General features: G+C 70.2%; 21 protein-coding genes. 12 read left to right on the top strand and 9 right to left on the bottom strand.

Annotation, left to right across the window (positions count from 1 at the left end; all coding sequences use genetic code 11):
- Positions 1 to 2 precede the first annotated feature (2 nt).
- Entirely contained in the window at positions 3 to 1,682 is a 1,680-nt protein-coding gene (locus tag ACE37J_RS20670; protein ID WP_409715285.1) for an ABC transporter permease, read from the bottom strand.
- A gap of 105 nt (positions 1,683 to 1,787) precedes the next feature.
- Between ACE37J_RS20670 and ACE37J_RS20665 the strand changes: the two genes are divergently transcribed.
- The 3 genes from ACE37J_RS20665 (at position 1,788) to glyS (ending at position 5,652) form a co-directional block, all read left to right on the top strand.
- Positions 1,788 to 2,705, top strand: a complete 918-nt coding sequence (locus ACE37J_RS20665) for a glycine--tRNA ligase subunit alpha (protein WP_409715282.1) — start codon at positions 1,788 to 1,790, stop codon at positions 2,703 to 2,705.
- 210 nt (positions 2,706 to 2,915) lie between these two features.
- The gene (locus ACE37J_RS20660) at positions 2,916 to 3,395 is read left to right on the top strand and encodes a DUF6446 family protein (protein WP_409715279.1); all 480 of its coding nucleotides are present in this window, start codon (positions 2,916 to 2,918) and stop codon (positions 3,393 to 3,395) included.
- A gap of 1 nt (position 3,396) precedes the next feature.
- Positions 3,397 to 5,652 (top strand): glycine--tRNA ligase subunit beta, encoded by a 2,256-nt coding sequence (gene glyS, locus ACE37J_RS20655; protein WP_409715277.1) that lies wholly within the window; start codon positions 3,397 to 3,399, stop codon positions 5,650 to 5,652.
- 96 nt (positions 5,653 to 5,748) lie between these two features.
- Here glyS and ACE37J_RS20650 read toward each other — a convergent pair whose 3' ends face one another.
- The gene (locus ACE37J_RS20650) at positions 5,749 to 6,660 is read right to left on the bottom strand and encodes a DMT family transporter (RefSeq protein WP_409715274.1); all 912 of its coding nucleotides are present in this window, start codon (positions 6,658 to 6,660) and stop codon (positions 5,749 to 5,751) included.
- A gap of 99 nt (positions 6,661 to 6,759) precedes the next feature.
- On the opposite strand from ACE37J_RS20650, the gene ACE37J_RS20645 reads away from it, so the two are divergent.
- Positions 6,760 to 7,014: a DUF2798 domain-containing protein gene (locus ACE37J_RS20645; RefSeq protein ID WP_409715270.1), complete on the top strand. Its 255-nt coding sequence runs from the start codon at positions 6,760 to 6,762 to the stop codon at positions 7,012 to 7,014.
- On the opposite strand, the gene ACE37J_RS20640 is transcribed toward ACE37J_RS20645, so the two are convergent.
- The 3 genes from ACE37J_RS20640 to ACE37J_RS20630 all read right to left on the bottom strand — a co-directional run bounded on the left by ACE37J_RS20640 (position 6,975) and on the right by ACE37J_RS20630 (position 11,143).
- On the bottom strand, positions 6,975 to 8,261 hold the full coding sequence (locus tag ACE37J_RS20640) for a bifunctional folylpolyglutamate synthase/dihydrofolate synthase (protein WP_409715267.1): 1,287 nt from the start codon (positions 8,259 to 8,261) through the stop codon (positions 6,975 to 6,977). The genes ACE37J_RS20645 and ACE37J_RS20640 overlap by 40 nt on opposite strands.
- The gene (gene accD / locus ACE37J_RS20635) at positions 8,258 to 9,199 is read right to left on the bottom strand and encodes an acetyl-CoA carboxylase, carboxyltransferase subunit beta (protein ID WP_409715264.1); all 942 of its coding nucleotides are present in this window, start codon (positions 9,197 to 9,199) and stop codon (positions 8,258 to 8,260) included. Before accD ends, ACE37J_RS20640 begins: the two co-directional genes overlap by 4 nt.
- Positions 9,200 to 9,541: 342 nt before the next feature.
- Positions 9,542 to 11,143, bottom strand: a complete 1,602-nt coding sequence (locus ACE37J_RS20630) for an AMP-binding protein (protein WP_409715261.1) — start codon at positions 11,141 to 11,143, stop codon at positions 9,542 to 9,544.
- 448 nt (positions 11,144 to 11,591) lie between these two features.
- Between ACE37J_RS20630 and ACE37J_RS20625 the strand changes: the two genes are divergently transcribed.
- The 3 genes from ACE37J_RS20625 (at position 11,592) to ACE37J_RS20615 (ending at position 15,086) form a co-directional block, all read left to right on the top strand.
- Positions 11,592 to 12,002 carry a hypothetical protein gene (locus ACE37J_RS20625; protein ID WP_409715258.1) on the top strand — a complete coding sequence of 137 codons (411 nt, stop codon included), beginning with the start codon at positions 11,592 to 11,594 and terminating at the stop codon, positions 12,000 to 12,002.
- Positions 12,002 to 13,060, top strand: coding sequence for an NAD(P)H-dependent flavin oxidoreductase (locus ACE37J_RS20620; RefSeq protein ID WP_409715255.1), 1,059 nt, complete (start codon positions 12,002 to 12,004; stop codon positions 13,058 to 13,060). Before ACE37J_RS20625 ends, ACE37J_RS20620 begins: the two co-directional genes overlap by 1 nt.
- 415 nt (positions 13,061 to 13,475) lie before the next feature.
- Entirely contained in the window at positions 13,476 to 15,086 is a 1,611-nt protein-coding gene (locus tag ACE37J_RS20615; RefSeq protein ID WP_409715252.1) for a leucine-rich repeat domain-containing protein, read from the top strand.
- On the opposite strand, the gene ACE37J_RS20610 is transcribed toward ACE37J_RS20615, so the two are convergent.
- From ACE37J_RS20610 to ACE37J_RS20600, 3 genes are read right to left on the bottom strand one after another with little or no spacing between them, the layout of a single operon-like run.
- The gene (locus ACE37J_RS20610) at positions 15,083 to 15,430 is read right to left on the bottom strand and encodes an MmcQ/YjbR family DNA-binding protein (protein WP_409715249.1); all 348 of its coding nucleotides are present in this window, start codon (positions 15,428 to 15,430) and stop codon (positions 15,083 to 15,085) included. The two genes, ACE37J_RS20615 and ACE37J_RS20610, sit on opposite strands and share 4 nt — an antisense overlap.
- Positions 15,427 to 16,557 carry an amidohydrolase/deacetylase family metallohydrolase gene (locus ACE37J_RS20605; protein WP_409715246.1) on the bottom strand — a complete coding sequence of 377 codons (1,131 nt, stop codon included), beginning with the start codon at positions 16,555 to 16,557 and terminating at the stop codon, positions 15,427 to 15,429. Before ACE37J_RS20605 ends, ACE37J_RS20610 begins: the two co-directional genes overlap by 4 nt.
- 7 nt (positions 16,558 to 16,564) lie before the next feature.
- The gene (locus ACE37J_RS20600; RefSeq protein WP_409715243.1) at positions 16,565 to 17,293 is read right to left on the bottom strand and encodes an SDR family NAD(P)-dependent oxidoreductase; all 729 of its coding nucleotides are present in this window, start codon (positions 17,291 to 17,293) and stop codon (positions 16,565 to 16,567) included.
- 100 nt (positions 17,294 to 17,393) lie between these two features.
- On the opposite strand from ACE37J_RS20600, the gene ACE37J_RS20595 reads away from it, so the two are divergent.
- Positions 17,394 to 18,629 carry an argininosuccinate synthase gene (locus ACE37J_RS20595; protein ID WP_409715240.1) on the top strand — a complete coding sequence of 412 codons (1,236 nt, stop codon included), beginning with the start codon at positions 17,394 to 17,396 and terminating at the stop codon, positions 18,627 to 18,629.
- A 293-nt stretch (positions 18,630 to 18,922) separates the two neighbouring features.
- On the opposite strand, the gene ACE37J_RS20590 is transcribed toward ACE37J_RS20595, so the two are convergent.
- Positions 18,923 to 19,456 carry a peroxiredoxin-like family protein gene (locus ACE37J_RS20590; RefSeq protein ID WP_409715237.1) on the bottom strand — a complete coding sequence of 178 codons (534 nt, stop codon included), beginning with the start codon at positions 19,454 to 19,456 and terminating at the stop codon, positions 18,923 to 18,925.
- A gap of 168 nt (positions 19,457 to 19,624) precedes the next feature.
- Between ACE37J_RS20590 and ACE37J_RS20585 the strand changes: the two genes are divergently transcribed.
- Genes ACE37J_RS20585 through ACE37J_RS20570 form a run of 4 tightly spaced genes read left to right on the top strand, consistent with a single transcriptional unit; the run spans position 19,625 to position 24,259 of the window.
- The gene (locus ACE37J_RS20585; protein WP_409715234.1) at positions 19,625 to 20,629 is read left to right on the top strand and encodes a BMP family protein; all 1,005 of its coding nucleotides are present in this window, start codon (positions 19,625 to 19,627) and stop codon (positions 20,627 to 20,629) included.
- Complete coding sequence (locus ACE37J_RS20580; protein WP_409715493.1) at positions 20,626 to 22,179, top strand: ABC transporter ATP-binding protein; 1,554 nt, start codon at positions 20,626 to 20,628, stop codon at positions 22,177 to 22,179. Before ACE37J_RS20585 ends, ACE37J_RS20580 begins: the two co-directional genes overlap by 4 nt.
- Positions 22,176 to 23,288: an ABC transporter permease gene (locus ACE37J_RS20575; RefSeq protein WP_409715231.1), complete on the top strand. Its 1,113-nt coding sequence runs from the start codon at positions 22,176 to 22,178 to the stop codon at positions 23,286 to 23,288. The genes ACE37J_RS20580 and ACE37J_RS20575 overlap by 4 nt, the downstream gene beginning before the upstream one ends.
- A complete protein-coding gene (locus ACE37J_RS20570) occupies positions 23,285 to 24,259 on the top strand; it encodes an ABC transporter permease (protein WP_409715228.1) in 975 nt (324 codons plus the stop codon). Before ACE37J_RS20575 ends, ACE37J_RS20570 begins: the two co-directional genes overlap by 4 nt.

Below are 24,259 nucleotides of genomic sequence, written 5' to 3'. Positions count from 1 at the left end.
AATCAGTCGGGCGGCGCCTCGCCCGGCCGCCGCCCCCCGAGCCCGCGGACAAGGATCGCGACCGGCAACAGGCCCACGGCGACGATGGTCAGCGCCGCCGGCGCCGCCTCCGCCAGATGCTCCCGGCCCGCATAGTCGTAGACATAGGTCGCGAGCGTCGAGAAATTGAACGGGCGAAGGATCAGCGTCGCCGGCAATTCCTTCACCGCATCGACGAAGATCAGGATCGCCGCCGTCGCCATCGAGCCGGAGATGATCGGCAGATGCACCCGCCGCAGCGCCCCGCCCGGCCCCGAGCCGAGCGTGCGCGCCGCCATGTCCATCGAGGGCGTGACCCGCCCCAGCGCGCCGTCGAGCGCGCCATAGGCGATGGCGTTGAACCGCACGACATAGGCGAAGATCACCGCCGCCGCCGAGCCGGTCAGCAGCAACCCCGTCCCGAAGCCGAAGAGGTCGAGCATCGTGTAATGGATCGTCCGGTCCAGCGCCGCGAGCGGAATGAGGACGCCGACCGCCAGAACCGCCCCCGGCGCCGCATAGCCGATCATCGTCGCCCGCGCGATGAGAACGGGCGCCCGCCCCTCCGCCCGCCGCGCGCCGAAGGCGAGGAAGAGCCCCGCCGTCACCGCGATCAGCGCCGCCGCCGCGCCGAGCCAGACGGTGCGGACCGCCGCCTCGTGGAAGGCCGGGGCGAGCCAGCCCTCCGGCCGTTCCAGCGCCCGCGCCCCGATCACCAGCATCGGCAGCACGAAGCCGAAGAGCAGCGGCGCCGCGCAGGCTAGGCAGGCAGCCCGCCCGCGCCAGCCCGCGAGCCGCGTCCGCTCGATCGGCCGGTAGCGGCGGGAGAGGGAATGGAACCGCCGCCCGCGCCGCCCCGCGCTCTCGAGCCCGATCAGGAGCAGCACGAAGACGAGGATGACGCAGGAAATCTGCGCCGCCCCGCCCACATTCGACCCTTCGAGCCAGACGGAGAAGACCCCGGCCGTCAGCGTCCTGACCGCGAAGTAATCCACCGCGCCGAAATCGTTCAGCGTCTCCATCATCACGACCGCGACCCCGGCGGCCACCGCCGGCCGGGCGAGCGGCAGCGCGACGCGGAAGAACGTCTCCCACGGCCCGCAGCCGAGCGAGCGGGCGACCTCCAGCGCGCAGACGGATTGCTCGCGGAACGCCGCCCGCGCGAGGAGATAGACGTAAGGATAGAGCGAGAGCGTCAGCACGAACCCGGCGGACCAGATCGTGCGGATCTCCGGGAACCAGTAGTCCCGGCTGTCCCGCCAGCCGAAAAGCTCCCGCAGGCCCACCTGCACCGGCCCCGAATATTCGAGGAAATCGGTCAGCGCATAGGCCCCGATATAGGCCGGCACGGCGAGCGGCGCGAGCATCGCCCAGTCGAAGAACCGCCTTCCGGGGAAGTCGGTCATCACCGTCAGCCAGGCCGCGCCCGTCCCGATCATCGCGGCGCCGAGGCCCGTCATCGCCATGAGGATGACCGAGTTCCAGACATAGCCGGGCAGCACGGTGGCCAGCAGATGCGGCCAGATATTCTCCCGCGGGAAGAAGGCCATCCAGCCCACGGCGAAGATCGGCGTCAGGATCGCCGCGGCGATCAGCAGCGCGCCGAGCGTCCAGAGATCGGGGAGCCGGCTTCTTGCGGCGCGGGCGGCGTCGATGAAGGCCATCGGTTCCTGAGCGTTCCTGTCAGTCATCCCCGCCTAGCGAAGCCCCGCGCCCTTGTCCAGCCGCTTGCCCGCCTGTAGAGGAGGCGCGACAAGAGGAGCGGCCCTATGCAGCAGCAGCCGACAAGCTTTCAGGAGATCATCCTGCGGCTCCAGACCTATTGGGCCGGCAAGGGCTGCGCCGTGCTGCAGCCCTATGACATGGAGGTGGGCGCCGGCACATTCCACCCGGCGACGACGCTGCGCAGCCTCGGCCCGAAGGCCTGGGCCGCCGCCTATGTCCAGCCCTCGCGCCGGCCGACGGACGGGCGGTATGGGGACAACCCCAACCGCCTTCAGCATTATTACCAGTTCCAGGTCATCATCAAGCCGAGCCCGCCGGACCTTCAGGCGCTCTATCTCGGCAGCCTCGAAGCCATCGGCATCGACCTCGCGCTGCATGACGTCCGCTTCGTCGAGGATGACTGGGAAAGCCCCACCCTCGGCGCCGCCGGGCTCGGCTGGGAGGTCTGGTGCGACGGGATGGAGGTGAGCCAGTTCACCTATTTCCAGCAGGTGGCGGGCCATGAATGCCGCCCCGTCTCGGGCGAGCTGACCTACGGCCTCGAACGCCTCGCCATGTATGTGCTCGGCGTCGAACATGTGATGGACATGCCCTTCAACGCGCCCGACGCGCCCATTCCGCTTCACTACGGAGACGTGTTCCGCCAGACGGAGCGGGAATACAGCCGCTGGAATTTCGACCAGGCGGATACGGATGCCCTCCTCCGCCATTTCGAGGATGCGGAGGCCGAATGCCGCCGCACGATCGAAGCCCCGGCGACCGATCCGAAGACGGGGCGGGAGATCGCGATGGCCCATCCCGCCTATGACCAGTGCATCAAGGCGAGCCACATCTTCAACCTGCTGGACGCCCGCGGCGTCATCTCCCCGACCGAGCGGCAGGCCTATATCGCCCGCGTCCGCGCGCTGGCGAAGCTCTGCGCCGACGCGTTCCTGACAACGGAAGCCGGGCGGGCGGCGTGATGATGCAGAGAACGCGCGCCCCGCTCCCCTCCTGGCCCGTGCGACCAGCACGGGCCGCGCCCTCCCTCCCCCCAGGGAGGGCGCATCGCGACGTCGCGAGACGCGCAACCGTCGTAGATGATGGCCCCATAAACCGCTTCGCCCATTCGCTCCAAAGCGCCCTCCCGAGGGAGTGCGCGGCCCTCACCGCATATTCCGAAGGGCGCTGACATGAACGGTCGCTACCTCGCCGGCGGGCTTGTCGCCTTCGCGCTCCTCTTCGGCGCCACGCTCTGGTGGTTCCAGACGCGCGGGCATTACGTGACCGTCGAGGGCGTGCAATCCGTCCTCGTGGCGGGGGAGACCATTCCCGTCGCCCATTACGAGGGGATCGACGCCGCCTCCTCCCCGCTGAAGCTCCGCGGCTGCTTCCGCGCCGAGGGATTGGACGGGCCGGAGGCCGCCGGGGCCGATCCGCTCGTCGCCCCCGGCTGGTTCGATTGCTTCGACGCGGAGCGCATCGCGCAGGATCTCGGCGCCGGCCGCGCCCGCGCGATCCTCGCGGAATTCAACGAGCCCTACGGGTTCGACCGGATCGTCGCCTCCTATCCGGACGGGCGCGCCTATGAATGGCGGCAGATCAACCGATGCGGCAAGGCCGCCTTTGACGGGGACCCGCTCCCCGAAGGCTGCCCACCGAGGACCGAATGACATGGCCGACCTCCTGCTCGAACTCTTTTCCGAGGAAATCCCGGCCCGGATGCAGGCCCGCGCGGCGGAGGATCTGAAGCGCCTCTTCACCGAGGCGATGGTCGCGCGCGGCCTCACCTATGCCGCCGCCGCCGCCTTCGCCACGCCCCGCCGCCTCGCCCTCTCCGTCACCGGCCTGCCGAAGGCGACCATGCCGGTGCGGGAGGAGCGGAAAGGGCCGCGGACGGACGCGCCGGAGGCCGCGCTCGAAGGCTTCCTCCGCTCCACCGGCCTCACCCGCGACAGGCTGGAGAAGCGGGCGGACAAGAAGGGCGAGGTCTGGTTCGCCGTGATCGAGGCGCCGGGCCGCCCCGCCGCGGAAGTCATCGCGGAGATCGCGCCGGAAGTCATCCGCGCCTTCCCCTGGCCGCGCTCCATGCGCTGGGGCAGCGGGGACCTCACCTGGGTGCGCCCGCTCCGCTCGATCCTCTGCATCCTTTCCGACGAGGCGGGGACGGACGTGGTTCCCTTCGGGATCGGCGGCGTCGCCTCCGGCGGGGAGACGGAAGGCCACCGCTTCATGGCCCCCGCCCGCTTCGCCCCGCGCGACTTCGACGATTACGCGAAGCGCCTCCTCGCCGCGAAAGTGGTGCTCGACCCGGAGGAGCGCCGCGCCCGCATCCGGGCGGACATGGCCAACCTCGCCTTCGCCGCCGGCATGGAGGTAGTGGAGGATGAAGGGCTGCTGGCCGAGGTCGCCGGGCTCGTCGAATGGCCGGTCGCGCTGATGGGCGAGATCGAGGAGCGCTTCCTCGGCCTCCCCCCCGAAGTGCTCCGCACCTCGATGAAGGAACACCAGAAGTTCTTCTCCCTCCGCAACCCGAAGACGGGCCGGATCGAGCGCTTCGTGACCGTCGCCAACATCGAGGCGCCGGATGGCGGCGCGACGATCCTGAAGGGCAACCTCCGGGTGCTGGCGGCGCGTCTCTCCGACGCGCTCTTCTTCTGGGAGAACGACCTCCGCACCGTCGAGCGCGGGGGCATGGAGGCGCTCGGCGCGAAGCTGGAGAATGTGACGTTCCACTCAAAGCTCGGCACGCAGGCCGACCGCGTAAAGCGCATCGCCGCCCTGGCGCGGGAAATCGCGCCGATGGTCGGCGCGGACCCGGAGACGGCGGCACAGGCCGCGATGGTCTGCAAGGCGGACCTGACCTCGGAAATGGTCGGCGAGTTCCCCGAATTGCAGGGCGTCATGGGGGAATACTACGCCAAGGCCGCGGGGCTGGCCGGCGACGTGGCCGCAGCGGCGCGGGAACACTACGCGCCGCTCGGGCCTTCGGACGCGGTTCCGACGGCGCCGGTCTCCGTGGCGGTGGCGCTGGCGGACAAGATCGACATGCTCGCCGGGTTCTGGGCGATTGAAGAAAAGCCCACGGGGAGCAAGGATCCGTTTGCGCTGCGGCGGGCGGCTTTGGGGGTGGTGCTAATACTAACGAAGTCGCAGCTCCGGCTTCCGCTGGTCCCTTGCTTCCATCGCGCGCACTTCGATTTTGTTCGAGGCCGCGTGGCAAGACAGCTCATTGAAAAAAACGAAGCGCTTGATCGAGCGGAACAAACATCCGGGGCAAACAGGGAACTTGTCAGAGAGAGCTTGAGCGAAGCAAGGCGAACTGCAGTTGCCGAAGTTAGCGATATGGTCGTGTTCTCGGGAGAGCCAGGTAGGTCGGATGTTGTGACTGCCTATCCTGAGAACATTGACCTCCTCGCCTTCTTCGCCGACCGCCTGAAAGTCCATCTCCGCGGCGAAGGCGTCCGGCATGACGTGATCGACGCCTGTTTCCGCCTCGGCGGGCAGGACGATCTCGTGCTCCTCGTCGCCCGCGTCCGCGCGCTTCAGGCCTTCCTCGCCACCGAGGAGGGCGCGAACCTCCTCGCAGGTTACAAGCGCGCCTCGAACATCGTCGCCGCCGAGGCGAAGAAGGACGGGGCCGCGACGGAGGGCGCGCCCGACCCCGCCCTCGCCCGCGAGCCGGAGGAGCAGGCGCTCTTCACCGCGCTCGACGCGGCGGAGGCCGCCATCGGCCCGGCGCTGGAGCGGGAGGATTTCGCCGCCGCGATGGAGGCGATGGCCGGGCTCCGCGCGCCCATCGACGCCTTCTTCGAAAAGGTGATCGTGAACGCGCCCGAGCCCGAAACCCGCCTCAACCGCCTCCGCCTCCTCGGCCGCATCCGCGAGGTGATGCGCCGCGTGGCGATCTTCTCCGCCATCGAGGGGTAGCGCGCCGCCTCGGGGGCGGGCGGATCGGCCGGGCGCTCCCGAGGACGATTGACGAGCCGAGCGGCCGGAACGCAAGCGGATGCCGCGGACGCCCCCTCACGCCGCCGGCGGCGCCGGCGTCCGCGCCGCGCGCGCCGTCGCCCGCTCCCGCGCGATCACATAGAGCCCGGCCCCCACGGTTATCAGGATGCCGAGCGCCGCGAGCCCGTTCGGCAGGTCGCGGAACACGATCCAGCCGATCAGCGTCGCGAAGGGAATCTCCAGATACTGCATCGGCGCCACCGTCGCCGAGGGCGCGAAGCGCAGGCTCCAGGTCATCAGGAGATGCGCGAAGGTCCCGAGCCCGCCGATGGCGAGCAGCAGCGTCAGCTCCCGCCCCTCCGGCGCCCGGATCGCGATGTCCGGGTGCAGCCCGCCGAAGACCAGCCAGAGCGCGAGGAGCGCCGGCGCCCCCATCAGCCCCGAGAGCAGTTGCAGCGTCACCGGCGCCGCCTCCCGCGCCACCTGCCGCGTCACCAGCATGAAGAAGGAGAAGACGACCGCGACGAGCAGCGGCAGCAGCGCCGGCGCCCCCACCTCCGCGAAGCTCGGCTGCACCACCAGCATCACGCCCAGAAAGCCGACCGCGCAGGCCGAAAGCCGCCGCGGGCCGACCTCCTCGTTCAGGAAATACTTGCCGAGCAGCAGCATGATGAACGGCATGACGAAGGCGATCGCCACCGCATCCGCCAGCGGCAGGAAGCGGAGCGAGGCGAACATCGCCCCGATGCCGACGATGTGGAGCGCCGTCCTCAGCGCCGTCAGCCGCCAGACCCGCGCGGAAAGGCCGCCCAGGTCCCTCACCGCGAAGGGGAGCAGCAGCACGGCCTGCACCGCGAAGCGCCAGAGGAGGAGCATCAGGAGCGGGATCGTCTCCCCCACCAGCTTCGCCATCGCGTCCCCCATCGGCGCGAGGGCGCAGAAGCCGAGCATCAGCATGATCCCGAGGAGGGGGCGGTCCTGTCCCATGCTTCCCGCTTATGCGGCGGGGCGCGCCGCGGCAACCCGGCCCTTGCGGGGCGGCGCGCATGGCGGCTATGCGCTTCGCGGACCCGCCGGAGCGAACCCATGCATCCCCGCTACGCCCCCTTCCTCTTCGGCCTGATCGTCTCGGGCCTCATGTCCTTCCTCGTCTCGGGCGTCGCGACGCTCCGCGCGCTCGGCCCGGTGGAAGGGTTCGGCGGGTTCTGGATGGCGGCCTGGCTCCCGGCCTGGGCGGTCGCCTTCCCGACGATCCTCGTCGTCGCGCCGCTCGTCCGCCGCCTCGTCGCGCGCCTCGTCCGTCAGCCCGCGCCGTCGCGGAGCACCGACCCGGCGAGATAAAGCGAGCCGCAGATCAGCACGCGCCGCGCCCCCGCCGCCAAAGCCGCCTCCAGCGCCGCCTCGACGCTCGCCGCCGCCCCCGCATTCAGCCCCGCCCCTCGCGCCGTCTCCGCCAGCCGCTCCGGCGGCACGCCGGAAGCGGAGCCCGGAATGGCGACGGCGTGGAGCCGCGCGGCGACGCCCGCGAAATGGCGGAAGAAGCCCGCGCTGTCCTTCGTGTCGAGCATCCCGCAGATGAGATGCGTCTCCGCCTCCGGCAGGCCCCGGAAATGCCGCGCGATGACGAACCCGGCGGCGACGTTGTGCCCCCCGTCGAGCCACAATTCCGCGCCTGCGCGCTTCGCCGCCTCTGCGAGCGCGCCGGTCCGGAGCCGCTGCATCCGCGCCGGCCATTCCGCTTCCGCCGGCGCGCGCGAGGCCGCCTCGTCCGCGATCCCGAGCGCGCGGAGCGCGGCGAGCGCGGCCCCCGCATTCTCCGCCTGATGCGCGCCGGGCAGCGCGGGCGGATCGAGGTCCAGCAGCCCCGCCCCGTCGCGATAGACGAGCCGCCCCGCCTCGAACCCGCAAGTCCAGTCCCGCCCCGATATCAGCAGCGGCGCGCCGACCCGCGCCGCCTGGGCCTCGATGACCTCCAGCGCCTCGTCCTCCTGCGGGCCGACGATGCAGGTCACCCCCCGCTTCAGGATGCCCGCCTTCTCGAAGGCGATCTCGGCCAGCGTCTCTCCGAGATATTGCTGGTGGTCATAGGAGACCGGCGTGATGACCGTGAGCCGCGGCCGCGCGACGACATTCGTCGCGTCGAGCCGCCCGCCGAGCCCGACCTCCAGCAGCAGCCAGTCCGCCGGCTGGCGGGCATAGGCGAGGAAGGCCGCCGCCGTCGTGATCTCGAAGAAGGTGATCGGCGCGCCCCCGTTCGCCGCCTCGCATTCCTCCAGCAGCGCCGAAAGCTCCGGCTCCCCGATCAGCGCGCCCGAAAGCCGGATGCGCTCGTGGAACCGCGCGAGATGGGGGGAGGTGTAGGCATGCGCACTCATCCCCGCCGCCTCCACGCCCGCGCGGATCATGGCGAGGGTGGAGCCCTTGCCGTTCGTCCCCGCGATGTGGACGACGGGCGGCAGCGCCCGCTCCGGATGGCCGAGGATGGCGAGCAGCCGCTCCAGCCGGTCCAGCGTCAGGTCGATGATCTTCGGGTGGAGGGTCAGCAGCCGGTCGAGGATCGCGTCGGAGCCGGAAGGCCCGGCGCTCAAGCGCCGCTCCCCTTCAGAGGGGCGGGCGCGGGGGCCGGCGCGGCGGCGGGCTCCGGCGTCGGCGCCGGCAGGTCGCCATGGATGCGCGGCGGCAGGCGGAGGAGGAGGCGGAGGAGCTTCGCCAGCTCGTCCCGCATCTTCCGCCGGTCCACCACCATGTCGAGCATCCCGTGCTCGAGGAGGTATTCCGCCCGCTGGAAGCCTTCGGGCAGCGTCTCCCGGATCGTCTGCTCGATCACGCGGGGCCCCGCGAAGCAGATCAGCGCGCCCGGCTCCGCGATCTGCACGTCGCCGAGCATGGCGTAGCTCGCCGTCACGCCGCCCGTCGTCGGATGGGTGAGCACGGTGATGACGGGCAGGCCCGCCTCCTTCACCATCTCCAGCGCCACGGTCGTCCGCGGCATCTGCATGAGGGAGAGGATGCCCTCCTGCATCCGCGCGCCCCCCGCCGCGCAGAAGACGACGAGCGGCGCGCCCGCCCGCGTCGCCGCCTCCGCCGCCGCGATCAGCGCATTGCCGACGGCCACGCCCATCGAGCCCGCCATGAAGCTGAAATCCTGCGCGGCGACGACGGTCTGAACCCCGCCGACCGCGCCCTGCGCGACCAGCATCGCCTCATGCTCCCCGGTCGTCTTCCGCGCCTCGCGCAGCCGGTCGGGATAGCGCTTCTGGTCGCGGAACTGCAGCGGGTCCGCCGGCGCCTCGGGGACCTTGATCTCGACAAAGACGCCGCCGTCGAACAGCGCCGTCATCCGGTCCCGCGGCCGGATCGCCATGTGATGGTCGCAGGAGGGGCAGACGGACAGGCCCTCCGCCATCTCCCGGTGGAAGATCATCTGCCCGCAACCCTCGCATTTCGCCCAGAGATTCTCCGGCATCTCGCGGCGGGAGAAGAGCGAGTTGATCTTGGGCCGGACGTAGTTGGAAATCCAGTTCATGCGGCTCTCCGGGGGGGCGCGGCGCGCGTCCGCGTCAGATAATCGGCGGGGCGGGGGATTGCAACGCGGGGGGCGGGCGCGGATCGACCCGGCCGGGCTCAGGCGCGCCGCTCCCCGCAAACCCTGGCCCGGGCGACCAGCCCGGGCCGCGCCCTCCCTCCCCCCAGGGAGGGCGCATCGCGACGGCGGAAACGGCGCAAACGTAGGGGTTCATGGCGCCATAAACCGCGAGGATCAGTCGTTTCGAAGCGCCCTCCCGAGGGAGTGCGCGGCCCTCCCCGCGCCGCTCTACCCTCGGGCGGCCTGTCCGGCGCGAAGGCGGTTCCGCCATGACGGCCCCCCTCACCCCCGCTTCTTCAACCCCCGGAAGTCGAACGCCCCCGCCCGCGGGTCCTCCCCCTCGGCGAAGATCCGGTGCTTCACCACCTTCTGCGTCCCCGTCACCGGCAATTCGTCCATGAACCGGATCCAGCCCGGCGCCTTGAAATAGGAGATGCGGCGGAAGGCGTGGTCGAAGAGGCTCCGCGCCGTCGCCTCGCCCGGCTCAGCGCCGGGCTTCAGCACGATGCAGGCCATCACCTCCTCCTCCCGCACCTCGTCCGGCGCCGCGATGCAGGCGACGGCGGAGACGCGCGCATCCTCGAAAAGGCAGTTCTCCACCTCCGCCGCCGCAATGTTCTCGCCCGAGCGGCGGATGATGTTCTTGGAGCGGTCGATGAAATAGATCATCCCGCTCTCGTCCATCGACATCGTATCGCCGGTATGGAACCAGCCGCCGCGCCAGGCCTCCTCCGTCGCCTCCGGCTTGTTGAGATAGCCGGAGAAGAATCCGCGCCGCGGCGTCGCCTCCGAATGGCGGATGACAAGCTCCCCCGGCGCCCCGCGCGGGGCCTCGCGGTCCTCCCGGTCCACGATCCGGCATTCGAGCCCGGGCCGCCCCCGCCCGATCGCGCGGGTGTGGATCAGCCGCGGCTCCTCCGCGATGAAGATCGCGCGGCACATCTCCGTCATGCCCCAGCATTCGACGGCGGGAATCCCGAACCGCTCCTCGAACGGCCCGTGCAGCGCCGGCTCGATCCCGGCGCCGAGCGCGGCGCGGAGCTTGCCCGCATCGCCGCGCCCCGCTTCCTTCTCCGCCATGATGACGGACATGACGACGCCGAGATAATGGAAGAGCGTCGCCTCCGTGTCCCTTATGTCCCGCCACCAGGTCGTCATGGAGAAGCGGGGCGGGATCACATGCGCCGCCCCCGCCTGCATCAGCCCGTGAAAGCAGATCACCCCGGCATTGGCGTGAAAGAGCGGCAGCGGGTTCATCACCCGGTCGCCATGGCGGAGGCGGATCGGGTCCGGCATCATGAGATAGCTCTCGCCATACATGAGTTCGCTCTCATGGCTGAGGATGCAGCCCTTGGGCCGCCCCGTCGTGCCGGAGGTGTAGAGGAGGCTCGCCTCGCTCTCGGGCCCCGGCCCGCCCGGCATGGGCGCGGGGCGCGGCGCCGGGGGCAGACCCGCCTCCATCTCCTCCAGCAGCGCGATGGCGGGCTTCACCTTCGCCTCCGCCACGCCCGCCTCCATCAGCGCCCGCCGCGACGCCTCCGAAATCGCGAGATCGGCGCCCGAATCCTCCAGCAGATAGGCGAGCTCCGCCGGCCGGTAATCCGGGTTGACCGGAACCATGGAGGCGCCGACCCGCGCCAGCGCGAGCTTCAGGAGCAGGAATTCCGGCCGGTTGCCGACCAGCATCGCCACCCGGTGCCCGTGCCCGTATCCCGCCGCCGAGAGGAGCCCGGCCCAGCGGGAGACGATCTCCGCCGCCTCGCCATAGCTCGTCTCGCGCGGGACGCCGCCGCCCTCGGCCGGCGCGATCAGGAAGGCGGTCTCCGGCCAGCGCCCGGCCGAAGCCCTGAACGCCTCGTCGATCGTCTTTCCGCCCTGTTCCATCGCCCGGCCTCCCCGCTTCTTTGCGGCGGAATAAATCCGAAGGCGGGCGCCCCTGTCCAGCAGCGCGGTTCGGGAGCGGAGCGCGCGCAGGGCGTCAACCGTATCTTCATGTCCCGAGGCTATGCTCGCGCATGGCCTGAAATCTGTTCGCTTCCGTGCCTGATCCCCCCGCCGGACCGCGATCCGCGTGAATCTGCAATACGTTTGTAATACGCGTGTAATACGCTTGTAATATCGTGATTCGTGGCGAATAGCCCTTTTGAATCATGGCGCTATGCGGAATTTTCCGCCTCCGCCGCGAAAAACCCCGAAAATTGCGCAACGCGCGCTCCGGGTCGCCCCCGCCCGCACGGCACCCGCCCCTCCCCCGCGACGCAACGTGACGCAACAAGCGGGCTGGCGCGGCGCGGCCGGATTTGCTTAGCTTGTCCGAGACAGGGAGGTCCCCATGCGCCGCTTCCGCATCATCGCTTCCAGCCTCATCGCCGCGGGGCTCCTCGCCGCCGGCGCCGCCCATTCCGGCGCGGACGAGCCGATCCCGCCCGAGGCCTGGCGCGCGCTCACCACGGGCAAGACGCTCTACTACTACAAGGACGGGGAGCTTTTCGGCCGCGAATATTACGTCAACGAGGCCGGCGACGTGATCTTCCGCTTCCCCAACGGCGCCTGCGCCGAGGGGCGCTGGGCCTTCGCTGAGGATCAGTACTGCTTCGCCTTCGCCGGGGAGCTGCATTGCTTCCGCCATGTGAAGCGCGGCGAGTCCATCGTCGTGATCGGCGTGGAGGACGGCGAGGAGCAGACGGTGGAGCGCATCGTGGAGCGTGAGCCCCTCTCCTGCTCCGAGGCCGTGGAAAGCTGATGTGGCCTGACGGGCGGCTGATCGAGCGGCTCGGCCTCCGTCACCCGATCGTGCAGGCGCCGATGGCCGGCGCCTCCTCCCCCGCCATGGCGGCCGCCGCCGCCAACGCCGGCGCCCTCGGCTCCGTCGCCGCCCCGCTCCTGACGCTTCCCCAGATGCGCGCCGAATGGGCGGAGGCGCGGGCGGCGACGAACGGCGCCCTCGCGCTCAACTTCTTCTGCCACCGCCCGCCAGCGCGCGACGCGGCGCGGGAGGCGGCGGCGCGGGAGCGGCTTCGCCCTTTCTACGACGAATTCGCCCTCGGCCCCGTCCCCGAACCCGCGGCGACCCCGCCCTTCGACGCGGAACGCCTCGCCTTCGTGCTGGAGGCGCGGCCCGCGGCCGTCTCCTTCCATTTCGGCCTCCCCGCGCCCGACCTTCTCGCCCCGCTGAAGGCGGCGGGAATCTTCATCCTCTCCTCCGCCACATCCCCCGCCGAGGCCGTCGCGCTGGAGGCGGCGGGGGCGGATGCGGTGATCGCCCAGGGATGGGAGGCCGGCGGCCATCGCGGCGTCCATGACGAGCGGGAGGGATGGGGGGAGATGGGCGCCATCGCCCTCGTCCCCGCCATCGTGGACCGGGTGAGCGTCCCCGTCATCGCCGCGGGCGGGATCGGGGACGGGCGGGGCATCGCCGCCGCGATGATGCTCGGCGCCGCCGGCGCCCAGCTCGGCACCGCCTTCCTCCTCTCCCCCGAAAGCCGCATCGCGGAGCCCCACCGCGCCGCCCTCCGCGCCTCTGACGGGGCGGATACGGCGGTGACGGCCGCCTTTTCGGGGCGCCCCGCCCGCGGCGTCCGCAACCGCTACATGGCCGAAATGGGCGCTCAGCCCCCCGCCGACTTCCCCCTGATGAACCCCCTCACCGCCCCCCTCCGCGCCGCCAGCGCGAAGGCCGGCAGCCCCGACTTAATGTCCCTCTGGTCCGGCCAGGCCCCCTTCCTCGCGCGGGAGGAGGGGACGGGCGAGATCGTGGAGCGGCTGGCGCGGGAGGCGCTGGCGCGGCTGGGGCGAGGCTAGGCCGAAGCCCCCGGCCGGGCGAAAGCGCCGCGCTCCCCGCTCACCCCTCGGCCCGGGCGACCAGCCCGGGCCGCGGCCTCCCTCCCGCCAGGGAGGCCGCATCACACCGTCTCAAGCCGCGCAACCGCCCGAGGCCCTGACGCCATAAACCGCTGAGACCAACCGCCCCGAACCGCCCTCCCGAGCGAAGCCGCGCCCCTCCCCGCCCCGCTCGCGCCGGGGCCCGGCCCGGAAAGGCGCAGCGCCCCGCCCGCGCTTCCCCACGCCCTTCAGGGAGGGGGGAGGGGCGCCATCCGGGAAGAGGCGCCCCGGCCGAAACCCCACTGACCGAACCGAAACGCTTCCGCACCCCCCCGCCCTAGTGCATGGTGGAGGGGTCGCCGGACGGTCCGGGCGCGGAGGGTCGGTCGGTTCCATGAACGAGGCGGAAAAAGCCTATCAGGCCGCGCAGAATAAAATCGCCCGCGTCGCGAAGGCGGGCGGGACGCATCTGTCTCTCGACCTCAGCGATTTCTATGGAAACGAGCCTTTCGGCGTGCTTGAAAGGCTTCTGCCGGAACTGACCGAGCTGAAGGGCCTGCGGAGCCTCCGGCTCGACGGCACACAGGTCAGCGACCTAGCGCCGCTCGCCGCGCTGACGGGCCTGCGGAGCCTACGGCTCGACGACACACAGGTCAGCGACCTAGCGCCGCTCGCCGCGCTGACGGGCCTGCAAGAACTCAATCTCAAAAATACGCGGGTCAGCGATCTCGCGCCGCTCGCCGCGTTGACTGGTCTGCGCGAGCTCATTCTTGAAAATACACGTGTCAGTAGCCTCGCGCCGCTCGGGGGGCTGACCGGCTTGTTGAAACTCGACGTTGACAACACTCAAGTTAGCGACCTGGCTCCGCTTGCCGCATTAACCAGCCTACAGAGCCTTTACTTCAATAGAACACAGGTAATCGACTTGCGCCCTGTCGCACGGCTAACGCATCTAGGCGACGCGGGCGCGACAAATGGCCTTTTCTATCGCTTTACCCGCGCCACTGAGCGCGACGCGCGTCTCTCGGCAATTTCTCGGATCGAAGACCCACCGGAACGCGCTCGCGAAACCCTCGCTTATCTGCGAACCCTCCCGCCCTGGCCGGAGTCCTACACCCCCGAAGCCACGCCGGACGGCAGCCCGCCGCAGCCCATCGGGCGGGCGCCCATCCCGCCGGAGCAGGACCCGGCCCTGCCGCTGGTCTGGTCGGAGCAGGGCTTCACCTTCCGCGCCCGCAGCGTCGCCAGCGACCCGGTGACGGAGGCGGCCCTGGCCGAACTCCGCGACCTGCTGGAGGAGCTGCGCCGCAAGGGCAACCGGCATGACGATCTCTATCGCCTCGCCACGATATTGCTGGAGCGGAGCGCGGGCGAAGTGGCGGACCTCAACATGGTCAGCCTCCACCTCTCCTTCCAAAGGCTCCGCCGGGTCTATGACAACCGGGAGGCAAGGGAGGATCGGTTCGACGCTGAAACCGTGACGACGCTGGAGGCGGTCCTGAACGCCGTCCCCGGCGTAACCTTCGCCGATGAAGGCGTCCGCACGCTGAACGAACGGCAGAAGGCTGACCGCGACGAACGACGCTCTGCCGCAGAGACCGAAGCCGAGACGCGGATGCTGGAGGCGGTTCAGAGACAAGACTCGCCTTTCGCCCTCGTAGTGCAGGAGACGGCCCGCGAAACCCTACGCCCGGGCGTGGATGACAGGCTATCCGGGACTAGGGTCGTTCTCGCGTTAAACGCGATGGTCGTCGTTGTGAGTTCGGTCGCGGTTAAGATTGTCGATGATGCCGTCGGCGGTGTGATCGGCAATTTCGCCTATGAGCACGGCGCCGCGCTCCTCGCCCAAGCCGCAGCCGTCAGTTGGGACGCGTTCGTCTGGGCGCAATCCATCCTCGCGAAATTCCGCGTCGAATACGAAATCGCCATAGGCATCATGCACGAAGCCGCCTCAAACCCTCGGCCCCGCCCTGGATCCCGCCCGAAGGGCGACAACACCCCCTAAACCCCCAACCCCTCCCTCACCTTCCGCGTCAGCTTCGCCGCCGCCAGCCCGTGGCTCGCCCGGATCAGATCCCCCAACTCCCCCGCCCCCATCGCCCCCGGCGCGATCAGGAGCCAGCCGTTCTTCCCCAGATACGGCGCCGGCGAAACCCCCGCCGCCCCCCGCCAGACCTCGCCGAGAAACTCCGAGGGCTTGAGCACAACCCCCTCCCCGCGCTTCCCCCAGTCCGCATGAATGGCGAAGACCTTCCCGCCCACCTTCCAGACGGAGGAGCCGCCCCACTGCACCACATGCGCCGCCCCCTTCATGCCCCCGCAGAAGGCGTCGAACTCCGCCCGGTTCACAGCGCGTCGAGCCAGCGCCCGCCGAGCACGGTCCCCCGCACGAAGAGCCGCTCCCCCGCCGTCACCGTCTCGCCCGTCACGTCCGTCAGCGGGAACGCCCCCGCCTCCAGCGAGAGCACCGCCGCGTCCCCCGCCGCGCCCGGCGCCAGCGTGCCGAGATCGGGCCGCCGGATCGCCCGCGCGGGCTCCGTCGTGGAGCGGCGGACGACCTCGTCGAGCCCCATGCCGATTGCGAGGAATTTCGACATCGTCGTCTGCATGTCGAAGGCTGGCCCGTCGATGCAGAGCGCATGGACGTCGGTCGAGATCACGTCGGGCGGAAACCCGCCCGCCAGCATCGCCCGCGCCGTCTCGAACGCGAACGATCCCTTGCCATGCCCGATGTCGAAGAGCACGCCCCGCGCCCGCGCCGCCACCGCCTCCCGCCGCGGCTTTCCGTCCGGCCCGAGCGGGCTGTTGGGGAAGGGGCGGAAGCAATGCGTCAGCACATCCCCCGGCCGCAGCGCCTCGCAGAGCTCGGCATAGGAGGGCGGCGGCTCGTCGATATGGACCATGAGCGGCATCCCCGCCCGCTCCGCCGCGTCGAGCGCATGGTGGAACGGGTTCATCCCCTGCGCGCCCGAGGCGTGCCGGCCCAGCCGCACCTTGATCCCCACGATCACATCCCGGTTCGCCTCCGCCACCTCCGCGGCCGTCACCGGGTCCATCAGCCTGATGTCCTCGCTCTCGCCCACCATGATCCGGTTCGAGAAGGCGAAGACGCCTGCATGCGACACATGAAGATAGGCGAGGATGCGGGCCTCGGCCCGCTCGATCACATGCGCCCGGAACCCGGCGAAGTTCCCCGGCCCGGCCGAGCCGGCGTCCACCAGCGTCGTCGCCGCGCTCGCCCGGCAATAGGCGTCCGGGTCGATCCCGAGCGAGGCGCCGCGCCAATAGACATGGGTGTGAAGGTCGATGAGGCCGGGCGTGACAAGGAAACCCTCCACGCGCCGCTCCGGCCCGCCGGAAAGCCCGTCGCCGATCTCCGCGACCTTCCCCTCCGCGAAGCCGATATCGGCGACCCTATCGAGCCCCGCGCCCGGGTCGAAAAGCCGCCCGCCCTTCAGGATCAGATCGAAGCCCATCTCGCCCTCATGCGCTGCTGTATCCGCCGTCCACCGGCAAGGTGACGCCGGTGACGAACCCCGCCGCGCCGGAGGCGAGGAAGAGCACGGGCCCCGCCATCTCCTCCGGCTTCCCCCAGCGCCCGAACGGCGTCCGCCCGAGGATCGCCGCGTTCGCCGCCTCGCGTTCCCGGTGCGTCGCCGTCAGCTTCGTCTCGATCCAGCCCGGCGCGACGGCGTTGACCCTTATCCCGTCCCGCGCCCAGGCCGCCGCGAGCGACTTCGTGAGCGAGACAATCGCCGTCTTGGAGGCGCCGTAGCCGGGGATGAGCGGCGCCGCGATGTAGCTCGTCATCGATGCGACATTCACCACCGAACCCTTCCGCGCGGCGAGCGCGGGCTTCAGCCCCGCCGTCAGCCGATAGACCGCGTTGAGGTTGATCTCGATGTTCCGCGCGAAGCCCACCGGCGTCGCCGCCTCGGGCGGGCGCACCGCCGTCCCCGCATTGTTCACCAGCACGTCGAGCGCCGGGAAGGCGGCGGCGACGGCGTCCACGCTCGCCGCGTCGTCCGCGATCATCGGCAGATAGCGGAAGCCGGAAAGGTCCTGCGGATAGTCTTCCGCCCGCGCCTTCGTCCCCGTCACCGTCACCGCCGCCCCGGCCTCCCGGAAGGCGCGGGCGATGGCGAGGCCGATCCCGTCCGACCCGCCGGTGACGAGCGCCTCCGCGCCCGTGAAATCGAACGTCGCACGCATCGCATCCTCCCCGCTCTCCCCGGCAGCTTCCCCCGCCCCGCGCCGATTGCAACCCCGCCCGGCGCGCGATAAACGCCGCGCGTCCAGCCCGGAGGAAGAGATGCCCGCCCCGAACGCCCCGAAGAAAGTCGTCCTCGCCTATTCCGGGGGGCTCGACACCTCGATCATCCTCAAATGGCTGCAGGACGAATACGGCTGCGAGCTTGTCACCTTCACCGCCGATCTCGGCCAGGGGGAGGAGCTGGAGCCGGCGCGGGCGAAGGCGCGTCTTCTCGGCGTGAAGGAGGAGAACATCCACATCGTCGACGTGCGCGAGGAATTCGTGCGGGATTTCGTCTTCCCGATGTTCCGCGCCAACGCCGTCTATGAGGGGCTCTACCTCCTCGGCACCTCCATCGCCCGGCCGCTCATCTCCAAGCACCTCGTGGAGATCGCCCGCGCCTCGGGCGCCGACGCCATCGCCCATGGCGCAACCGGCAAGGGCAACGACCAGGTGCGGTTCGAGCTCTCCGCCTATGCGCTCGAGCCCGACATCAAGGTGATCGCGCCCTGGCGGCTCTGGGACCTCACGAGCCGCACGAAGCTCATCCAATGGGCCGAGGCGCATCAGGTCCCCGTCCCGAAGGACAAGCGCGGCGAGGCGCCCTTCTCGGTGGACGCCAACCTCCTCCACACCTCCTCCGAGGGAAAGGTGCTCGAAGACCCGGCCGAGGAGGCGCCGGATTACGTCTACCAGCGCACCGTCGATCCGGAGAAGGCGCCCGACGAGCCCGAACTCATCGAGATCGGCTATGAGCGCGGCGACCCGGTGAGCCTGAACGGCGAGGCCCTCTCGCCCGCCGCCATGCTCACCCGCCTCAACGAGCTCGGCGGCAGGCACGGCATCGGCCGGCTCGACCTCGTGGAGGGCCGCTATGTCGGCATGAAGTCCCGCGGGATCTACGAGACGCCGGGCGGCACGATCATGCTCGAAGGCCACCGCGCCATCGAATCGATCACGCTGGATCGGGGCGCCGCCCACCTGAAGGACGAGCTGATGCCGCGCTATGCGGAGCTGATCTATTTCGGCTACTGGTTCTCGCCGGAGCGGGAGATGCTCCAGGCGCTGATCGACCACAGCCAGGAACATGTGCAGGGAACGGTCCGCCTCAAGCTCTACAAGGGCCGCGTCTCCTGCGTCGGCCGCTGGTCGGACCGCTCGCTCTATTCCGAGCAGCACGTGACCTTCGAGGAGGATTCCGGCGCCTACGACCAGAAGGACGCGCAGGGCTTCATCAAGATCAACGCGCTCCGGCTCCGGCTCCTCGCGATGCGGGCGAAGCGGTTGAAAGGGTAGAGCGGCGCCCGGCCGCCTTCGATCGGCCGGGCGGAAGCGCGGCGCGGTCCGTTCGCCCCTTGGCACGGTCGACCAGACCGGGCCGCGGCCTCCCTCCCGCCAGGGAGGCCGCATCGCGACGGCGCAAGACGTGCAGGCGTTCGAGGCCCTGACGCCATAAACCGCTGAAACCAAACGCTCCGAGGCGGCCACCCGAGGTAGGCCGCGGCTCTTCGCGCTCCGTTCGCAAGTCGGCCGGCCTCCTCGGAGCGCGCCGCGTTTCCGCCAGATCGGTCATCGCTTCGAGAGCCGCCTCACACCGCCCCCACATACTCCCCGCGCGCCGGATAGTTCTTCTCTATCGCGAAATCGAGCGCCTTCAGCAGTTCCGAGAAATGCGGGCGGACGAAGGGCATCGTCTGCACCGCGCCATAATAGAGCGCCCGGTCCGGCCCCACCATGAAGAGCCCCGGCTCGGAGAAGAGCGCCGGCTCCTCCACGCCGATCGAGGTCACCCCGCGCGAGGTGGAGATGTAGAGCCCCCAGTCCCGCGCCTCCGTCAGCGGCAGCCCGCAGGCGATGCGGAGCGGGGCGGGCAGCTTCGCCGCCATCGCCTCCGCCCTTTCCTCCGTATCGGAGGAAACGCCCACCGTGCCGACCCCGCGCGCCTCGAACTCCGGCGTCAGCTTCGCAAGCTCGCCGAGATAGGTCGCGCAGAGCGGGCAATGCAGGCCGCGGTAGAAGCAGACGACCGTCCCCCGCGGGGATGTCTCTGCCGAAAGCGTGAAGGTCCCCCCGCCGGCCAGGGGCAGCGAAAGGTCGGGCGTCGGCTTGCGTGGGATGAGCATGAAGCGGTTTCCTCTGAGGCCCCTCACCCCTAGCAGCGCGCCGCCGCGCCGTCTCCGTCGTTCCCGCAGACGTGATCCGCGCGACCGGAATTGACTGTCGGGTCAAATCCCGGAATGGTCCCCATATGATCTTCGCGCGCCCATGAGGCCGCAGACAGGGAGACGATGATGAAATTCACGAAATTCGCCGCCGCCGCGCTCGTCGCCGCCGGCGCAGCCGCCGCGGCGCACGCCGCGGAGATCAAGCCCGCCGTGATCTATGACATGGGGGGCAAGTTCGACAAATCCTTCAACGAGGGCGTCTACAACGGCGTCAAGAAGTTCTCGGACGAGACCGGGATCGAGGTGATGGAGTTCGAGGTGACCTCGGAGACGCAGCGCGAGCAGGCGATGCGCCGCATGGCCGAGCGCGGGGCGACCATCGTCCTCGGCGTCGGCTTCGCGCAGGCGGACGCCATCGCCAAGGTCGCCGCCGAGTTCCCCGACACGAAGTTCTCCATCATCGACGTGACCTGGCTCGACCAGCCGAACATCCGGCAATACGGCTTCAAGGAGCATGAGGGCTCCTATCTCGTCGGCGTCGCCGCCGCGCTGAAGTCGGAGACGGGCAAGGTCGGCTTCGTCGGCGGAATGGACATTCCGCTGATCCGCCACTTCGCATGCGGCTATGTGCAGGGCGTGAAGGCGACGAACCCGAACATCGAGGTCTTCCAGAACATGACGGGTTCCACCCCCGCCGCCTGGAACGACCCGGCCAAGGGCGCGGAGCTGGCGCGGAGCCAGATCGACCGCGGGGCGGACATCGTCTATCACGCCGCGGGCGGCACCGGCGTCGGCGTCATCCGCGCGGCGGCGGACGCGGGCAAGCTCGCCATCGGCGTCGACTCGAACCAGAACGGCATGGCCCCCGGCTCCGTCCTCACCTCGATGCTGAAGCGGGTGGACGTCGCCGCCTACGAGACGTTCAAGGACGCGGCTTCCGGGAATTTCGAGACGGGCGTGCGCGTCCTCGGCGCGGCGGAAGGCGGCGTGGACTGGGCGCTGGACGAGAACAACGCCGAGCTCATCACGCCGGAGATCAAGGCCGCCGTCGAGGAGGCGAAGGCCAAGATCATCTCCGGGGAGATCAAGGTCGAGGAATACTACGCGAACAATTCCTGCCCCGTGAGCTGAGCTTGAACGCAAGCGCGCCGGCCTTCGCGCTGGAGGTCCGGGGGATCGACAAGTCCTTCGGGCCCGTCCACGCGAACCGGGACATTCATCTCCAGGTGAAGGCCGGCTCCATCCACGGGATCATCGGGGAGAACGGGGCCGGCAAGTCCACGCTGATGAACATCCTCTACGGGATGTATCAGGCGGACCGGGGGGACATCCTGATCGGCGGGGAGCCGGTCAGGATCACCTCCTCCGCTGTCGCCATCCGGTCCGGGATCGGGATGGTGCATCAGCACTTCATGCTCGTCGCGCCCTTCACCGTGCTCGAGAACGTGATGCTCGGGGCGGAGAAGGATTTCCTGCTGAAAGCCTCCGTCTCCGCCACCCGCGCGCTGATCGAACGGATGGGCAGGGATTACGGCCTCGCCGTCGATCCCGACGCGAAGGTGGAGGATCTGCCCGTCGGCCTCCAGCAGCGGGTGGAGATCGTCAAGGCGCTCCGCGGCGGCGCCCGCATCCTCATCCTCGACGAGCCCACGGGCGTCTTGACCCCGCAGGAGACGGAGGGCTTCTTCCAGATCCTCCGCGCGCTGCGGGACGAGGGGGTGACGATCCTCCTCATCACCCACAAGCTTCAGGAGATCATGGCCCTCACGGATCAGGTCTCCGTCATGCGCCGGGGCGAGATGGTGGCGCACCGCGCGACGGCGGAGACGAGCCGGGAGGAGCTGGCCGAGCTGATGGTCGGCCGCAAGGTCCTCCTGAATGTCGAGCGGCCCGACATCGCCCCCGGCCCCCCCGCGCTCCGCGTCTCCGGCCTCCGCTACCGCGACCGGGAGGGGGTGGAGCGGCTCAAGGGCCTCGATTTCGAGATCAGGGCCGGGGAACTGCTCGCCGTCGCCGGCGTCTCCGGCAACGGGCAATCCGAACTGCTGGACGTCCTCGCCGGCATCGCCGCGCCGAGCGCGGGCAAGATCGAGATCGGCAACGAGATCATCGACGCCGACCATCCGCGGAACCCCGCCGAAATGCGGGCCCTCGGCCTCTCCCATGTGCCGGAGGACCGGCACCACCGCGGCCTCATCCTGCCCTTCGACGGGGAGGAGAACTGCATCCTCGGCTTTCAGGACGGGGCGGCGGCGGGCGCCGGCTTCGCCATCGACAAGGCGCACATCGCCGCCCGGGCCGCCCGCCATGTCGCGGAATTCGACGTGCGCCCGCCCACGGCGAAGCTCCGCGCCGCGCAATATTCCGGCGGCAACCAGCAGAAGCTCGTGCTGGCGCGGGAGATCGACGCCGCGCCGAAAGTGCTCCTCGTCGGCCAGCCGACCCGCGGCGTCGACATCGGCGCCATCGAATTCATCTACCAGCGCCTGATGCGCCTGAAGGCGGCGGGCTGCGCCATCCTCCTCGTCTCGGTCGAGCTTGAAGAGGTCCTGAGCCTCGCGGACCGCATCCTCGTCATGTCGAACGGGGAGCAAACCGGCCTGATCGACCGCAAGGACGCCGACGAGCGCAGCCTCGGCCTGATGATGGCGGGCGTGACGGCGGAGGGGAAAGCCGCGTGAACCATACACCCCTGCCGGCCTGGGCCGATATCGGCCTCCTGCCGCTCCTCAACATCCTCGCCGCGCTCGTCGTCTCCGGTCTCATCATCGCGGCGATCGGGGAAGACCCGTTCCGCGCCATGGCCGTCCTTTTCCAGGGCGCGTTCCTGACGACGAACGGCCTCGGCTACACGCTCTACTACACGACAAACTTCATCTTCACCGGCCTCGCAGTCGCCGTCGCCTTCCACGCCGCGATGTTCAACATCGGCGGGGAGGGGCAGGCCTATCTCGGCGGGCTCGGCGCGGGCGTCGCCGTGCTGATGGCGGACAGCTTCCTGCCGGGCCTCCTCCTCATCCCCTTCGCGGTGATCTTCTCCGCGCTTTTCGGCGCCGCCTGGGCCTTCATTCCCGGCTGGCTTCAGGCGAAGCGGGGGAGCCACATCGTCATCACGACGATCATGTTCAACTTCATCGCCGCCTCGCTGATGGTCTGGCTCCTCGCCGGCCCCCTGATGCGGGACGGGCAGGGCGCGCCGGAGACGCGGCCCTTCGCCGAGGCGGCGCAGATGCCCTACATGCACGAGATGCTGGGCGCGCTCGGGCTCGTCGTGCCGCGCTCCCCGCTCAATCTCTCGCTCCTCATCGCCCTCGCCGTCGCCGCGCTCGTCTGGTTCATCATCTGGCGCACGCGCTTCGGCTATGCGCTCCGGGCGATGGGCGCGAGCCCGGGCGCAGCGGAATACGCCGGCATGAACACGGTGCGCATCACCGTGCTCGCCCTCCTCCTCTCCGGCGGGCTCGCGGGGCTGATGGCCTCCAACGCCGTGCTCGGGGAGCCGCACAAGCTCGTCCTCAATTTCACCGGCGGCTACGGCTTCACGGGGATCGCGGTGGCGCTGATGGGGCGGAACCATCCGGTCGGCATCATCCTCGCCGCGCTCCTCTTCGGCGCGCTGACGCAGGGCGGCACCGAGCTCGACTTCGAATTCCAGACCATCACGCGGGAGACGGTGCAGGTCGTCCAGGGGCTCATAATCCTCTTCTCCGGCGCGCTCGCCTATCTCTTCGCGCCGATGGTCGCCCGGCTCATCGCCCCCTTCGCGGCGAAGAAGGGGGCGCCGGCGTGAGCGACTTTCTCTTCCAGCTGGTGCTGACGCTCGACGCCACGCTGCGCGTCGCGACCCCGCTCATCCTCTGCGGCATGGCGGGCATCCTCTCGGAGCGCTCCGGCGTCATCGACATCGGGCTCGAGGGGAAGATGCTCGCCGGCGCCTTCTCCGCCGCCGCCGTCGCGCATCTGACCGGCTCGCCCTGGGCGGGCCTGATGGCGGCGGTGATGACGGCGGTGCTGCTCGCCGCGCTCCACGGCTTCGCCTGCATCACGGCGCGCGGCAACCAGGTGATCTCCGGCCTCGCCATCAACATCCTCGCCTCCGCGCTCACCGTCACCATCGGCATCGCGCTCTTCCGGCGAGGGGGCGCGACGCCCTCGCTGACGGCGGAGGAGCGGCTCCCCGTCATCGACCTGCCGCTGGCGGAGACGCTTTCGGGCCTGCCCGTGATCGGGGACCTCTATTCCGAAATCCTCTCCGGCCACCGCATCCTCGTCTATGTCGCGCTCCTCGCCGTGCCGCTGACGGCCTTCCTCCTCTACCGAACCCGCTTCGGCCTCCGCCTCCGGGCGGTGGGGGAGAGCCCGGAGGCGGTGGACAGCGCGGGCATCTCCGTCCACCTCATGCGCTACAAGGCGGTGCTGCTCGCGGGCGTCTTCTGCGGCCTCGCCGGCGCCTATCTCTCCATCGCCCATGGCGGCGAGTTCGGGCGGGAAATGTCGGCCGGCAAGGGCTACATCGCCCTCGCCGCGGTGATCTTCGGCAAGTGGCGGCCCGTGCCCACCCTCTTCGCCTGCCTCCTCTTCGGCTTCCTCGGCGCGGCGGCGGACCGGCTTCAGGGGCGGGAGATTCCCTTCATCGGCGCGGCGCCGACCGACCTGATGATCGCGCTCCCCTATATCCTCACCGTCGTCCTCCTCGCCGGCTTCATCGGCAAGGCGACGCCGCCGCGGGATATCGGCGTGCCCTACCCGAAGGGAAAGTAG

The sequence above is a fragment of the Pikeienuella sp. genome (assembly GCF_046290545.1).
GTDB lineage: Bacteria > Pseudomonadota > Alphaproteobacteria > Rhodobacterales > Rhodobacteraceae > Pikeienuella.
Note: the sequence above shows the minus strand (reverse complement) of the source record. Positions and strands in the feature narration are given on the sequence as shown.